The organism is Streptomyces hundungensis, from assembly GCF_003627815.1.
Taxonomy (GTDB): Bacteria; Actinomycetota; Actinomycetes; order Streptomycetales; family Streptomycetaceae; genus Streptomyces; species Streptomyces hundungensis_A.
Genome location: NZ_CP032698.1, coordinates 3,117,705 through 3,131,503 on the forward strand (window position 1 = coordinate 3,117,705; position 13,799 = coordinate 3,131,503).

The 13,799-nt window shown below is 71.0% G+C and carries 11 protein-coding genes and 1 pseudogene; 4 read left to right on the plus strand and 8 right to left on the minus strand.

From position 1 onward, the window contains the following. The first annotated feature begins 228 nt into the window (after positions 1 to 228). Positions 229 to 720, plus strand: a complete 492-nt coding sequence (locus DWB77_RS13820) for a DUF11 domain-containing protein (protein WP_120721559.1) — start codon at positions 229 to 231, stop codon at positions 718 to 720. Between the two features lie 10 nt (positions 721 to 730). On the opposite strand, the gene DWB77_RS13825 is transcribed toward DWB77_RS13820, so the two are convergent. The 8 genes from DWB77_RS13825 to DWB77_RS13860 form a co-directional block, all read right to left on the minus strand. Next, positions 731 to 1,336 carry a response regulator transcription factor gene (locus DWB77_RS13825; protein ID WP_428985120.1) on the minus strand — a complete coding sequence of 202 codons (606 nt, stop codon included), beginning with the start codon at positions 1,334 to 1,336 and terminating at the stop codon, positions 731 to 733. Continuing rightward, on the minus strand, positions 1,333 to 2,532 hold the full coding sequence (locus DWB77_RS13830; protein WP_428985191.1) for a sensor histidine kinase: 1,200 nt from the start codon (positions 2,530 to 2,532) through the stop codon (positions 1,333 to 1,335). The genes DWB77_RS13825 and DWB77_RS13830 overlap by 4 nt, the downstream gene beginning before the upstream one ends. Before the next feature lie 5 nt (positions 2,533 to 2,537). Further along, a complete protein-coding gene (locus tag DWB77_RS13835; protein ID WP_120721561.1) occupies positions 2,538 to 3,278 on the minus strand; it encodes an ABC transporter permease in 741 nt (246 codons plus the stop codon). Then, on the minus strand, positions 3,275 to 4,207 hold the full coding sequence (locus DWB77_RS13840; protein WP_120721562.1) for an ABC transporter ATP-binding protein: 933 nt from the start codon (positions 4,205 to 4,207) through the stop codon (positions 3,275 to 3,277). Before DWB77_RS13840 ends, DWB77_RS13835 begins: the two co-directional genes overlap by 4 nt. A 142-nt stretch (positions 4,208 to 4,349) precedes the next feature. Beyond that, positions 4,350 to 6,380, minus strand: coding sequence for a hypothetical protein (locus DWB77_RS13845; protein ID WP_174248553.1), 2,031 nt, complete (start codon positions 6,378 to 6,380; stop codon positions 4,350 to 4,352). A gap of 168 nt (positions 6,381 to 6,548) precedes the next feature. Further along, positions 6,549 to 6,938, minus strand: coding sequence for a DUF6113 family protein (locus DWB77_RS13850; protein WP_120721564.1), 390 nt, complete (start codon positions 6,936 to 6,938; stop codon positions 6,549 to 6,551). A 14-nt stretch (positions 6,939 to 6,952) separates the two neighbouring features. Continuing rightward, entirely contained in the window at positions 6,953 to 7,840 is an 888-nt protein-coding gene (gene mshB, locus DWB77_RS13855) for an N-acetyl-1-D-myo-inositol-2-amino-2-deoxy-alpha-D-glucopyranoside deacetylase (protein ID WP_120721565.1), read from the minus strand. Positions 7,841 to 8,115: 275 nt separating this feature from the next. Next, positions 8,116 to 8,310: a hypothetical protein gene (locus DWB77_RS13860; RefSeq protein WP_120721566.1), complete on the minus strand. Its 195-nt coding sequence runs from the start codon at positions 8,308 to 8,310 to the stop codon at positions 8,116 to 8,118. Positions 8,311 to 8,501: 191 nt separating this feature from the next. On the opposite strand from DWB77_RS13860, the pseudogene DWB77_RS13865 reads away from it, so the two are divergent. The 3 genes and pseudogenes from DWB77_RS13865 to DWB77_RS13875 all read left to right on the plus strand — a co-directional run bounded on the left by DWB77_RS13865 (position 8,502) and on the right by DWB77_RS13875 (position 13,763). After that, positions 8,502 to 10,678, plus strand: a pseudogene (locus DWB77_RS13865) (prolyl oligopeptidase family serine peptidase). A gap of 236 nt (positions 10,679 to 10,914) precedes the next feature. Beyond that, entirely contained in the window at positions 10,915 to 11,952 is a 1,038-nt protein-coding gene (locus DWB77_RS13870; protein ID WP_120721567.1) for an ABC transporter permease, read from the plus strand. A 29-nt stretch (positions 11,953 to 11,981) separates the two neighbouring features. Next, positions 11,982 to 13,763 carry an ABC transporter substrate-binding protein gene (locus DWB77_RS13875; protein ID WP_120721568.1) on the plus strand — a complete coding sequence of 594 codons (1,782 nt, stop codon included), beginning with the start codon at positions 11,982 to 11,984 and terminating at the stop codon, positions 13,761 to 13,763. Positions 13,764 to 13,799: the final 36 nt, after the last annotated feature.

The window sequence follows — 13,799 nt, forward strand, 5'->3', positions numbered from 1 at the left end:
CTTTTGGTTCGGGTGCGGGTCCGTTGTGGCTGGGCGCGCAGTTCCCCGCGCCCCTCAGGGGGTTGCCGAACGCCCGGGCCGGTGGGTGGCGGGAACTGGACAAAGGGGGAAACGGCTGACGGGGGCGGGGGGAACGGTCACAATCTGTTGGCGTGTCCTCGACAGGGGGTTTCCTTCCGACCCTCGGCGGGGCGCAGCCATGCCACTTCGACGTTGCCGGGAGTCGCCTTGTCACGCCTCAGATCCTTAGCCCCCCGACTCGCCCCCGTCCTACTGCTCCCCCTGCTCGCCCTCGGGCCGGCGGGGGCGGCCGCCGCGGCCGAGACGCCGGGCGCCGATCTCTCCGTGGTGCTCGACGCCTCACCCAAGGGGCTCGCCATCAACGCGGTCACGTTCACCGCCGCCGTCACCAACACCGGCCCCTCGGACGTGAGTTCCGCGCGGGTGTGGTTCAGCTACCCGGCCGGGTTCACGGCGCCCTCCGCGTCCGGCTGCACGATCGACAAGGCGAACCGGACCGCCGTGTGCGCGCTCGGCGCGATCCCGTCCGGGGCCACCGCCACCCGGAAGCTGACGCTGCACGCCGGACTTCTGACGATGAGCGGCAACCTTCCCGTCACGGCCGCCCTGGTCGACCTGACGCCCGTCGACCCGGAGCCGGGCAACAACGCGGCGGTCCACGTCTGTTCGGCCTTCACCCTGCTCCTGGTGAGCTGCTGAGGCGCCGCGCCTACAGCCAGCCCTTCTCGCGGGCGATGCGGACCGCCTCCGCCCTGTTGCGGGCCGCCAGCTTCTGGATGGCCATGGAGAGGTAGTTGCGGACCGTGCCCTGCGAGAGGCAGAGGGCCGCGGCCAGCTCCGCGTTGGTCGCGCCGTCCTCGGCCGCGCGCAGCACGTCACGTTCGCGGTCGGTCAGGGGGTTGGCTCCCTCGGCGAGGGCGGCCGCCGCGAGCGTGGGGTCGATGACCCGCTCCCCGGCGAGCACCTTGCGCACCGCCGTGGCCAGTTGGGCCGCCGGGGCGTCCTTCACCAGGAACGCGTCCGCGCCCGACTCCATGGCGCTGCGCAGATAGCCGGGCCGCCCGAAGGTGGTGAGGACGACGATCTTCACCGCGGGCAGCTCGCGGTGCAGCAGGGCTGCCGCCTCTATACCGGTGAGGCCCGGCATCTCGATGTCGAGCAGGGCGACGTCGACGGGGTGGGCGCGGGCGGCCGGCAGGACCTCGTCGCCGCGGGCCACCTGCGCCACCACCTCCATGTCGGGCTCCAGGCCGAGCAGCGCGGCCAGGGCCTCGCGCACCATGGACTGGTCTTCGGCCAGGAGAAGTCGGATCATGATCCGGATACTAGAGGGATCTCGGGCGGGTCCGGAATCAGCCGGATCCGGGCGGTCAGCGTGAACCCCTTGCGTCCGGCTTCGGTCTCCAGGACGCCGGACACCTTCTCCAGGCGCTCGGCGATCCCCGTCAGGCCGTTGCCCGCGACCGGCGCCGAAGAGCCGGGCCGGCCGGGGCCGTCGTCCTGGACGCGCAGTTCGAGGAAGAGCCCGTCCAGGGTCTGGAGTTCGATGAGGGCGACCGTGCAGTGCCGGGCGCCGCTGTGGCGTACGACATTGGTGGCCGCCTCGCGCACCACCCAGGCGAGCGCCTCCTCCTCCGCCGCGGGCAGCGCGACGGGTGCCTCGTTCGGCACCTTCGCCTCGATGCCCGCCGCGCTCAACATGGTGCGGGCGCCCGCGAGTTCGGCGGGCAGGGTCGCCCTGCGGTAGCCGGACACGGCGGCCCGTACGTCCACGAGGGCCTGCCGGCTCACCTGCTCGATGTCGGCGACCTGCCGCGCCGCCTGTTCGGGGTGGGCCGGCAGCATCCGCCCGGCCAGTTCGCTCTTGAGCGTGATGAGGGAGAGCGAGTGGCCGAGCAGGTCGTGCAGATCGCGCGCCATCCTCAACCGCTCCTCGTTCGCGGCCAGTTGGGCCACGGTCGCCCTGGCCTCGCGCAGCTCCACCGAGGTGCGGATCAGATGGCGTACGCCCGTCATGGCGAAGCCGCCGAGGAGCGCCGGGATGGCGAGGCCGGGCACGATGTCGCCGACGTGGGTGACATGGGCCCCGATCAGGGTCATCGTGGCGGTCGTCACGAGGATCGCCCAGGTCGCGAGGGCCAGCGGCAGCGTCGCCCCGCAGGAGACGGACACGTAGACGAAGAGCACCAGCCACGGGGAGCCGAGGCACAGCGAGAGGGCGAGGGCCAGGGCCGCGAGGAAGCCCAGGAGGCCGCAGAGCGTCACGCGGCCCGGCGCGCGGGCGGTGTGCCGCATCACCAGGCCGAGATAGACGCTCACGAAGCCGGCGAGGCCGAGCCAGCCGAGCACGGTGGCCACCATGGCGTGGTCGCCGTCGAGCAGATCGCCGATCGGGGCGCCCATGAAGGCGAGCCAGACGCCGACCCACATCAGCTTCTGCCACATCTGGCGGCGCGTCTCGGGGCTCAGCCCGATCCGCACCGCCGGCGCCCGGCTGTCGCCCTCGTTCAGGGAACTCACGCCTTCAACGTGTCCTTCCGGTACAGCCATGCCGCGCCGCCCGCGAAGAGCAGGAAGTAGAAGGCGAGGATGGCGAGGTCCTTGCCGTGCGGGGCGTCGCCCAGCTCGATGGCCTGTCCGAGGGCAGCGTACGCGTGGGTGGGCAGCCACTCCGCGATGTTCTGGAGCCACTGCGGGAAGACGGTGCTGGGCATCCACAGGCCGCCCAGGATCGACATCCCGAAGTAGATGATCATCGTGATCGGGCGGACCGCGTCACCGCTGGCCACGTAGCCGATCGCGACGCCCAGCGCGGCGAAGCACAGGGAGCCGCCCCAGATCGCGGCGGTCAGCGCGCCCCACTGCCAGGCCTCGAAGCGGACGCCCTTGGTGAGCGCGGCGACGACGAACACCACCACGATGCAGGGCAGCGTCACCACGGCGGCGCTGGCGATCTTCGCCAGGACGTAGCCACGGCCCGGCAGGGCGGTCAGGCGCAGTTGGCGCGTCCAGCCCTTCTCGCGCTCCTTGGCGATCTTCTCGCTGTTGCCCATGAGGACGGCGGTGATCGCGCCGAAGGAGGCCATCGAGACCATGTACAGGGCGGGGAAGGTGAGGTCGGTGCCCTTCACCTTGTCGGTGCCGTTCTGCGACGCCGCGAAGAGCAGGTACAGCGCCGAGGGGTAGATCACCGAGAAGAACATGAACTTCTTGTTCCGCAGGGTGCGGGTGATTTCGAGCTTGATCAGGGTGTTCACGCGTTGGCCTCCTCGGCCGAGGTGATGGCGACGAAGGCCTGCTCCAGGCCGAGCCCGGCGACTTCGAGGTTGCGCGGGTAGAGGCCGAGTCCGTACACCGCGTGCATCGTGGCGTCGGCGTCGTGCGACTGGATGCGGACGGTGCGGCCCGAGATGTCGATGGTGGAGAGGAAGGGCAGCTCGCGCAGGGCGGGCTCGTCGATGGTGCCTTCGAGGTCGAAGCTGACCCGGCGGGCGCCCGCCTTGGCCTTGATCTCGGCGGCCGTGCCGTCCGCGAGGAGGCGGCCCTTGTGCAGGACGAGCACCCGGTCGGCGATCGCGTCGGCCTCTTCGAGGTAGTGCGTGGCGAACAGGACCGTACGGCCCTGCGCCGCCTGCTCGCGCATGGTCGCCCAGAACGCCTGGCGGGCGGTGACGTCCATCCCGGTGGTCGGCTCGTCGAGGACGATCAGGTCGTTGGCGCCGGCCGTGGCGAGCGCGAAGCGGACCCGCTGCTCCTGGCCGCCGGAGAGCTTGTTGACCTTGCGGTCGGCGATCTGGGTGACCCCCGCGCGGTCCATGACCTCGTTCACCGGGTGCGGGCGGGGATGCAGCGAGCAGCCAAGGCCGACCAGTTCGCGTACGGTCACGTCCTCCATCAGGCCGCCGCTCTGGAGCATCGCGCCGACCTTGCCGGCGTCGATGGCCTGCGCGGGGGTCATGCCGAAGAGGCTGACCGTGCCGGAGTCGGGCTTGCGCAACCCGAGCAGCAGGTCGAGCGTGGAGGACTTGCCGGCGCCGTTGGGACCGAGCAGCGCCACCGTCTCGCCGGGGTGCAGCCGCAGCGACAGATCGGCCACGGCACGGACGCTGCCGTAGCTCTTGTTCACGTTCTCGAAGCTCACCACGGACGGTGCGGTCCGTTCGGCGGGAGGGGCTGTCTGCGTCATGGGTCAAGACTCGCCCGTGGCACCCCGCGCGCGGCAGTGGCAGCCGTCGTGACTGCGACATGACGGATGTCATGGGTGGGGGCATGACACCGCCCCCGCGTCACGGGGACGCGGGGGCGGCAAGGACCCGAACCGGGCGGACTCAGCCCTGGTTCAGCTCGATGGTGACGGTCCGCTGGGCGCCCTTGGCCCGCAGCGCGGTCTGCATCGCGAGGGCGACGTCGTCGGCCGACACCTCGTGCTTCTCGCCGGCCTTGGTGATCATCACGCCCTTGAAGGTGTTGCCGATCAGCTCGGTGATCGCCTTCTTGTCGTAGACCTCGACCAGCTTCCCGCCGTCCGCCTTCATCGAGAGGATCTTGGGCAGCGACTTCAGCGGGCCGAAGGCGATCGGCTTGCCGCCCGCCTTGATCGTGACGTTCGCGGACATCGCGGGCTTGGCGAAGTCGTTCATCGCCCGGTCGATCTCGGCCTCGCTGATGGTGGGCTGGCGGACCGCCACCGGCAGCGCCACGGCGTTCGCCTTGCCGGTCTGCACCAGCGTCCGGTAGGCGTCCTTCACCGCGATCATCGAACGGTTCACGTCGAGCGACTTGCCCGCCTTGCCCGGCACGGCCACCGCCTTGCCCGGCACGAACTTGATGGTGCCCTCGGTGGCCGAGCCCGAGGCGCCCGCGAGGTCGGTCAGCGCCACCCCGAGCTTCTCCTCGTCGACCGGGATCACCGGCTCGGCGACGCGCTTGCCGCCGAACAGCGAGCCGATGACGGACACCGGGTTGTAGTCGCTGCCCGCGGCGGCCCGCACGGTGGCCTGGCTGTCCAGGGAGAGACCCGCGATCTCGGGCTTCAGCTCCTCCTGCTTGCCGTCGACCGTGAGCCGCAGCGGCTGGTTGGCGCGCTTGCCGAGCGTCTGGTCGAGCTTGGAGACGGCCGCCTCCTTGGTGCCGCCGCCGATGTCGACACCGAGGACGGTGGTGCCCTTGGGGACCTCGGAGTGGTTCAGGACGAGACCGGCGCCGTACGCGATGCCGACCAGCGCGACGAGACCACCGCCGAGCAGCGCCACCTTGGAGCGGCCCTTCTTCTTGGCGGGCGCCGCGGCCGGCGTGGTGCGGTGCGGGGCCGGCGCGGGCTCGGCCTCGTCTCCCCCCGGCCCCGGGGGCGGCGTGAGCGTCGGGCCGCCGGGCGGGAAGGACGCGCCGCGGTGCTCCGGGGGGACGACGGGGATGCCGCTGGTGAGCGTGTCGCCGGAGACATGGCCGCCGGGCGCCGCCGGGTTGACCGCGGGGTTCGCGAGCGGGTTGCCCACGGGGTTCGTGAGCGGGCTCGGCGCCGGGGGCTGCGGGGTGAGGATCGCGGTGTCGTCGAAGAGCGCGGGGCCGGGACCCTGGCCACCGGGTGCGAAGGGGTGGACGGTGCCGGGAGTCTGGAGCGGGTTGCGGCCGTGGCCCATGTCGGCGCCCTGGCGCGGGCCTTCGTCCGCTCCGCGCCCCAGGTCGGGCCCCTGGCGCGGGTGTTGGTCGGGGGCCGCGCCGAACAGCGAGCCCTCGTCGGGCCGGGGGCCCGGACCCGGGCCCGGCCGGTTGCCGACCGGCCGCACGGGCAGCGCGGCGTTTCCGGTGACGGGTCCCGTGGTCGGGCCGGACGGCGGCGCGGGGCGCGCCCCGTCCCGGTCGCCGGAACCTTCCGCGCGGCCCGGCCCGTCGGCACCGGAAGGACCGGCGCCCGGACCGTCCGAGAAGTACGGCAGATCGGGCCGGGGGGTGCCGGACGGCGGGGTCGAAGAGGTCGGCGCCGCCGGGGACTTGCGCGGGGCGAACCAGTCGCTGGTGGGCCGGCCGTCGGCGGCCTCCTCCTCGGGCTCCGCCTCCGGAGCCTCGGGCCGGGGCACCGAACCGGTGCGCTCGCCCGTGTCGTCCGCCTCCGCCGTCTTGGCGGCCTCGCTCATCGGCGTACGCATCACGACCGGCGGGATGGGGCGCGAGCCCGGGATGTTGATCCGGATCCGCGTCGTCAGCGTGGTCTCCGTCTTCGGCTCGTCCGGTGCGGCGGCGACCTCAGGAGTGTCCTGCCCCGCGGACGACGGGGTTCCGTACGGCGGGGTACCCGACGGGTACCCGGCTGCACCTCGGCCCTGGGGACCGGAGGACGAACTGTCAGTTTCACGACTCAAGGCTGGTTCTCTCCCGTTTGGCTCCGCCACCCGGTCTCGTTCTTGTGGTGCCTCTGTACGGGCGGCTCGGCGGCGCGCACCACCATACTGGCCGCCGTCTTCGCGTACGGGGCGGCCCGGAGGAGGCGCGCCCCGTCCTCCCCTACTGCGTCGCGGCGCCCGCGCACGTCACTCGCCACGTCGGGCGACCGGAGCGCCGGGACGGGCGAATCCGCCGATCGTGGCGCAGATCACAGCGGCGAGCATGCCGCCGATGAGGAAGACGTACGAGCCCGCTCCGGCGCCGAACACGAAGTCGCCCTCGGGGCGCGGGGCGGTCAACAGGACGACGGCGACCAGCCAGCCGGCCGCGGGCGCGCCCACTCCGCCCCGGCCGCCCACCAGTTGCGTGCCGCCGTAGAACAGACCGACGGCGCCTGCCAGGGCCAGCACGAGACCGCCGGGGAACCAGGCGGTCTGCACGAGCGCCCCCGCGACGGCGACGAGCGCGCCGAGGACGACGAGCAGCGCGTACAGCGCGATACGGGCGGCTCCCCCGCCCGTCCTTGCGTCCTCCATGGCCGTACGTGTACTCACTCGCCCACGCCCTCAAACAGGTCGTGCTCGCGCCGCCCGGCCGCAACGGGCGCGCGGCCGCCCGCCCGTTGGTAGTACTCGGTGGTGAAGATCGGCTGGCCCAGCCCGTTGGAGAGCGCGAAGTAGGGCCCCTGGACGGTGATCTGGGTCGCGTGCGCGCGCATCGCGGCGCTCTTGGCTGCGGCGTGGGCGGCGCCGTCGATCTCGGCCGTGATGTCCGACTCGTCCACGACGCCCGGTACGTCGTCGATGGCGGCGATGCCGGGGAAGTCCGTCTCCGTGGCGCGCAGCGCGTCGAAGGCGCGCTCGACGACGGGGCGGGGCACCCGGTTCCAGTAGATCTTCGCCACGGCGTGCGGTGCGCCCAGGTCGGCGCGGTAGCCCGGCTCGGCGGCCAGTTCGGCGGCGCGCATCGCGACCCGGTGCGCCTGGATGTGGTCGGGGTGGCCGTAGCCGCCGTCGGGGTCGTAGGTGATCAGGACCTGGGGGCGCAGCGAGCGGATCACCTCTACGAGGTACCCGGCCGCTTCGTCCACGTCCGTGTTCCAGAAGGCGCCTTCGCGGCGGTTCTGCTCGACGCCCATCATCCCGGAGTCGCGAAAGCGCCCCGGGCCGCCGAGGAAGCGGTGGTCGGTGACGCCCAGTTCGCTCATCGCGGCGGCCAGTTCACCGATCCGGTGGGCGCCGAGGCCGCCCTCCCGGTCGGGCGCGAGATGGGCGAGGCCGGGCGGGATGACCTCGCCCTCCTCGCCGAGGGTGCAGGTGACCAGGGCCACGTGCGCGCCCTCGGCCGCGTACTTGGCCATGGTGGCGCCGTTGTTGATCGACTCGTCGTCCGGGTGCGCGTGCACCAGGAGCAGACGGCGGGCGGGGAGTTCCGACATGGGGCCAGCCTACGAGGCGGCCCGGACCGGCCCGCGCCGCCGCCACCGGGCGCCCCGCCGGGGCGGGGCCTGACCGCGCCCGCCCGCTAGGGCCTGTCCGGCGGATCTGGTCGCCGTCGGGGTGCCTTGGCCTTGTGGTGCTGGTGAGCGGGGGGCTGGTGCGTCCAACTGCAAGGCGGAGGAGGGCGGCGACGCGGAGCGTCGGCAACCGACGACAACGCCGCAGATGGGCGTGGCAGCCCCCCGCGTCCCAGACAAGATCCGCCGGACAGGCCCTAGAACTTGATGCCGCCGATCATTCCCGCCACATTGCTGGTCACTTGGCTGATGGTGGGGGCGATGGACGAGCTCGCCAGGTAGAAGCCGAGCAGGATGCAGATCGCCGCATGTCCGCCCTTCAGCCCGGATTTCCGGACCAGCAGGAAGACGACGATCGCCAGCAGCACCACCGCCGAAATCGAGAGTGCCACGGCGGTTCACCTCCATCTGTTCCGGTGGTCGGACGGACCCAGCAGCGTGCGTACAGCCAGCGGGTTCATACCCACCGAGCGCTACGGATCATAACTATCCGTGGGACCGCATTGATCGGGGCACGGGCGCACAAGGGGCGCACGTGACTCGCGCCCGAGCGGGCCGCGGGGTGGGCGACTAGGTTCCCCTCATGACGACCACCGCCTCCAGGCACCCAGAGGACCCCGAACAGCTCTCGTTTCCCCGGCACTCGGCACGCACCCAGCGCTTCACCCTCGGTGCGCCCCGCGCGTTCACCGTGTCGCCGGACGGCGAACGGATCGTCTTCCTGCGCTCGCCCTCGGGCACCGAACGCAGCAACCAGCTCTGGGTACTCGACCTGGTGCGCGGGGTACGGAGCGGATCGCGGCGGACCCCGGCGCCCTGCTCGGCGGCGGCGAGGAGCGGCTCTCGCAGCAGGAGCGGGCGCGGCGCGAGCGGAGCCGGGAGGGTTCGGCCGGAATCGTCGGCTACGCCACCGACGCGGCCGTGGAAGTGGCCGCCTTCGCCCTGTCGGGACGGCTGTTCACCGCGGAGCTGCGCGCCGGGACCGCGCGTGAACTGCCCGTTCCGGGGCCGGTGTTGGACCCCCGCCCCTCTCCCGACGGGCGCCATGTGGCCTATGTGACGCGGGGCGCGCTGCGGGTGGTGGGGGCCGAGGGCGACGACGACCGGGCGCTCGCCGAGCCGGAGTCGGCCGAAGTGACGTACGGCCTCGCGGAGTTCATCGCCGCGGAGGAGATGTCCCGCTCGCGCGGCCACTGGTGGAGCCCCGACTCCGACCGCCTCCTGGTGGCGCGGGCGGACGAGACGCCGGTGCGGCGCTGGTGGATCGCGGACCCGGCCAACCCCGCGCAGGAGCCGGCCAGGGTCGCCTATCCGGCGGCCGGCACGCCCAACGCCGAGGTGCGGCTCTTTCTGTACGCCCTGGACGGCGCCCGCACCGAGGTCGTCTGGGACCGGGTCCGCCACCCCTATCTGGCCCGGGTGCACTGGTCCCCCGACGGGTCGCCGCTGCTGCTCGTCCAGTCCCGGGACCAGCGCACCCAACTGCACCTCGTGGTGGACCCCGCGTCGGGCACCACCCGTACCGTGCACGTCGACGAGGACGCCGACTGGCTCGAACTCCTGCCGGGCGTCCCGGCGTGGGCCCCGGACGGGCGTCTGGTGCGGATCGCCGACGAGGGCGGGGCACGGGTGCTCGCCGTCGGCGACCGGACCCTGACCGGGCCCCGGCTGCACGTCAGAGCGGTGCTCGACATCGGCGGCGACGATGTGCTGATCTCCGCGTCCTCGGGGGCGAAGGCACCCTCCGGCGGGGCGGGTGCTTCCGAGATTGGCGAGATCCATGTGTACCGCGTCAATGAGCTGGGTACGGAACGCGTCTCGGACGGCGCGGGAGTCCACTCGGCCGTGCGCTGTGGGGCGGTGACCGTGCTCAGCTCCGCCCGGCCCGACCGGCCCGGCGCCGAGGTCCGGGTGGTGCGCGACGGCAAGGAACTGGCCAAGATCGCGTCATATGCCGCCACGCCGGGCCTCTCGGTGCGGCTCCGGCTGACCGAAGGGGGCGCACAGCGCATCCCGTGCGCCGTGCTGCTCCCGTCCCACTACCGGGAGGCGGACGGTCCACTGCCGGTACTGATGGATCCGTACGGCGGCCCCCACGGACAGCGGGTGGTGGCCGCACACAACGCGCATCTGACCTCCCAGTGGTTCGCCGACCAGGGTTTCGCGGTGGTCGTCGCCGACGGACGCGGCACCCCGGGCCGCTCCCCCGGCTGGGAGAAGGCGATCAGGAACGACTTCACGCTCGCCCTGGACGACCAGATCGAGGCGCTGCACGGCCTGGCGGGCACCCATCCCCTTGACCTCGACCGGGTGGCGATGCGGGGCTGGTCCTTCGGCGGCTATCTCTCCGCGCTCGCGGTGCTGCGGCGGCCCGATGTCTTCCACGCCGGGATCGCGGGGGCGCCGGTGACGGACTGGGAGCTGTACGACACGCACTACACGGAGCGCTATCTCGGGACCCCCGCCGAGAACGCCCAGGTCTACGCCTCCAACTCCCTTGTGGACGCAGGCCAGTTGGTGCGCGGGGACGCCACCGGGCCGGACCGCCCCCTGATGGTCATCCACGGCATGGCGGACGACAACGTGGTGGTCGCCCACACCCTGCGGCTGTCCTCCGCCCTCCTGGCAGCGGGCCACCCCCATGAGGTGCTGCCGCTGACGGGCGTGACACACATGACGCCCCAGGAACAGGTGGCCGAGAACCTGCTGCTGCTCCAAGTCGACTTCCTGCGACGCTCGTTGGGCCTCACCCGGCCGTAACTCCCTTCCCTGATACGCCAGTCGGCCGGGGCAGCCTCCGAGCGCCCCGGCCGACCTCTGACGCCTCGTCAAGCACGCTGCCGCACCGAAGAATGAAATGTTGGGCCAAGATAAAGCCGAGTTCCCCTCGGCCCGCGCACACCCCTTGACGCAGAACCGCCGCACCCGTGAATGTTCCGGTCAACAAAAGACACGACGGCGCTGCGGAATCCTTCCTGCGCGGAGGGCAATGCGAAATGACGAGTTCCACAAGAGCTGCCATGGAGCCCACCGATCCACTTCCCGGAGGGGGTGACACCCCCGAACCGGCCGACGGTCTCGAAGTAAAGACGGGTGAACTCGTCGGACGTTCCCCGGGACGTCTCGCGTGGATCCGGTTCAGACGCGACAAGGTCGGAATCCTGTGTGCCTTTACGGTCCTCGGATTCATCTTCGTCGCCCTGACCGCCCCGCTCATCTCCAAGCTGTACGGCAAAGATCCTTACCAGCTCTACGGGCAGGACCGCGGACTGCTGAACAGCTACGGCATTCCGCTCAAGGCCAACGGCGGAATCGACGGCGACTTCTGGTTCGGCCTCGAACCCAAGCTCGGCCGCGACGTGTTCACGCTGTTGATCTACGGCATCAGGACCTCCCTGCTCATCGCGTTGACGGTCACCGTGATCGCGGTGGTCATCGGGGTCCTGGTGGGCCTGGTGCAGGGGTACCTGGGGGGCAGGGCCGACTACTTCGTCGGCCGGTTCTCGGACCTGATGCTCTCCTTCCCCCAGCAGTTGTTCTTCATCGCCTTCACCCCGGTGATCGTGGCGCTGTTCGTCTCGCCCACCGAGGAGGAGCCGGCGTACGTCCGGGTGGTGGCGCTGATCCTGGTGCAGCTGATCCTCGGCTGGATGACGATCGGCCGGCTCATCAGGGCCCAGGTGCTCTCGCTGCGCGAGCGCGAGTTCATCGAGGCCGCCCGGCTCAGCGGCGCCTCGGGCTGGCGGATCATCCGCAAGGAGCTGCTGCCCAACATCTGGTCGACCGTCCTCGTGCAGTCGACCCTGCTGCTCCCGGTCAACGTCACCGCCGAGGCGGGCCTCTCCTACCTGGGCGTCGGGGTCCACAGCCCCACTCCGGACTGGGGCCTGCTCTTCCAGTCCGGAGCCACGTACTACGACTCCGATCTCACCTTCATGTTCTTCCCCGGCATCGCGATGGTCGTCTTCGTCGTCGCGTTCAACCTGCTCGGGGATTCGGTCCGGGACGCTCTCGACCCCAAGACCGTGCGCTGAAGCCCGATCATCCTGACAGGCAGGAACACATGAGAATAAACAAGGCGCGCCAGGTTTCCGCGGTCCTCGCGGTCGGGGCACTGGCGCTGACCGCCGCATGCAGCAGCGGCGGATCGAGTGACGGCGGCAACGGCCCGGACTCGGGCAAGAAGGCCGCGGTCCAGAACTTCGGCGTGGGCACCAAGGCCGACTCCACCGGGCCCGCCGTCGCGGTCGACGGCGCCAAGGCCGGCGGCACCGCCTACAGCCTCGACCAGGCAGGCTTCGACTATCTCGACCCGGGCCAGCAGTACGTGAGCGACCAGCTCTCGGTGCAGCTGCTCTACAACCGCTCGCTGACCGGCTACAAGATCGACCCGAAGTCCGGCAAGACGATCGTCGTCGGTGACCTCGCCACCGACGCGGGCACCCCCTCCGACGGCTCCAAGACCTGGACGTACACCCTCAAGGACGGGGTCAAGTTCGAGGACGGCACGCCGATCACCACCAAGGACGTCAAGTACGGCATCGAGCGGCTCTTCGCGGACTACCAGACGCAAGGACCGCAGTACGTCCAGAAGTGGCTGTACGGGACCGACTACCGCAAGAAGTACGCGGGCCCCTACGACGGCAAGGAGATCCCGGACGCGCAGATCTCCACCCCCGACGACAAGACGATCGTCTTCCACTTCCTCGCCCCGCACGCGGACACCCCGTACGCGATGGCGATGCCCAACATCTCGCCGGTGCCCAAGGCCAAGGACGACAAGCAGAAGTACAACAACCACCCGTTCTCCAGCGGCCCGTACAAGATCGCGAGCTATCAGCCCGGCAAGTCGCTGTCCTTCGAGCGCAACCCCAACTGGGACCCGAAGACCGACCCGATCCGCAACGCCTACCCCGACAAGTGGGAGTTCCAGCTCGGCATCCAGGAGCCGGGTCTGACCAACCGGCTCGCCGCCGACACCGGCACCGACAAGTTCGCCATCAACATGTCGGGTTCGGCGGACCCCTCCAAGATGCAGACGCTGACCTCGGACCCGCAGTACAAGGGCCGCACGGTCAACGAGTACCAGCCCTATGTCGAGGTGTACAACCTCAACACCAAGCGGATCAAGGACCCCAAGGTCCGCCAGGCGCTGGTCTACGCCTTCCCGATGACCCAGGTCCAGCAGGCCTTCGGCGGCGCCGCGCAGGGCGATCTCGGCACCACGCTGCTGAGCCCGACCGTGGCCGGCTGGAAGAAGTTCGACCCGTTCGGCAAGCTCGCCAAGCCCATGGGTGACCCGGAGAAGTCGCTCCAGCTCCTCAAGGACGCCGGGGTGAGCACCCCCTACAAGATCTCGCTGGCGTACGCCAACACCCCGCGCTGGGACACCGTCACGCTGACCATCCAGAAGGCGCTGGAGAAGGCCGGCTTCAAGGTCGAGCGCAAGGCCATCGACCCGACGTCGTACTACACGGTGGTGGGCAAGGTGGACACCCCGTACGACATGTACCGCACCGGCTGGGGCGCCGACTGGCCCAACGGCTCCACCGTCGTGCCGCCCACCATGGACGGGCGCAACCTGGCGGACGGCACTAACAACTACGCGTTCCTGAACGACCCGAAGGTCAACTCCGAGATCGACCGCATCAACCAGATCACGGACCTGCCGCAGCAGGCGGCCGCGTGGGAGCAGCTCTCCGAGTACGTGTTGCAGACGGACACCTCGCAGCTCCCGTTCATCTTCGACAAGTACTTCAACCTGCACGGCTCCGGACTCGGTGGCGTCACCTACAACCAGGTGTACGGAACGATCAACCCGAACTCGGTCTTCGTGAAGCAGTAGCACGTACGGCTCGGTCTCCCCGGCCCCGAGCGGGCC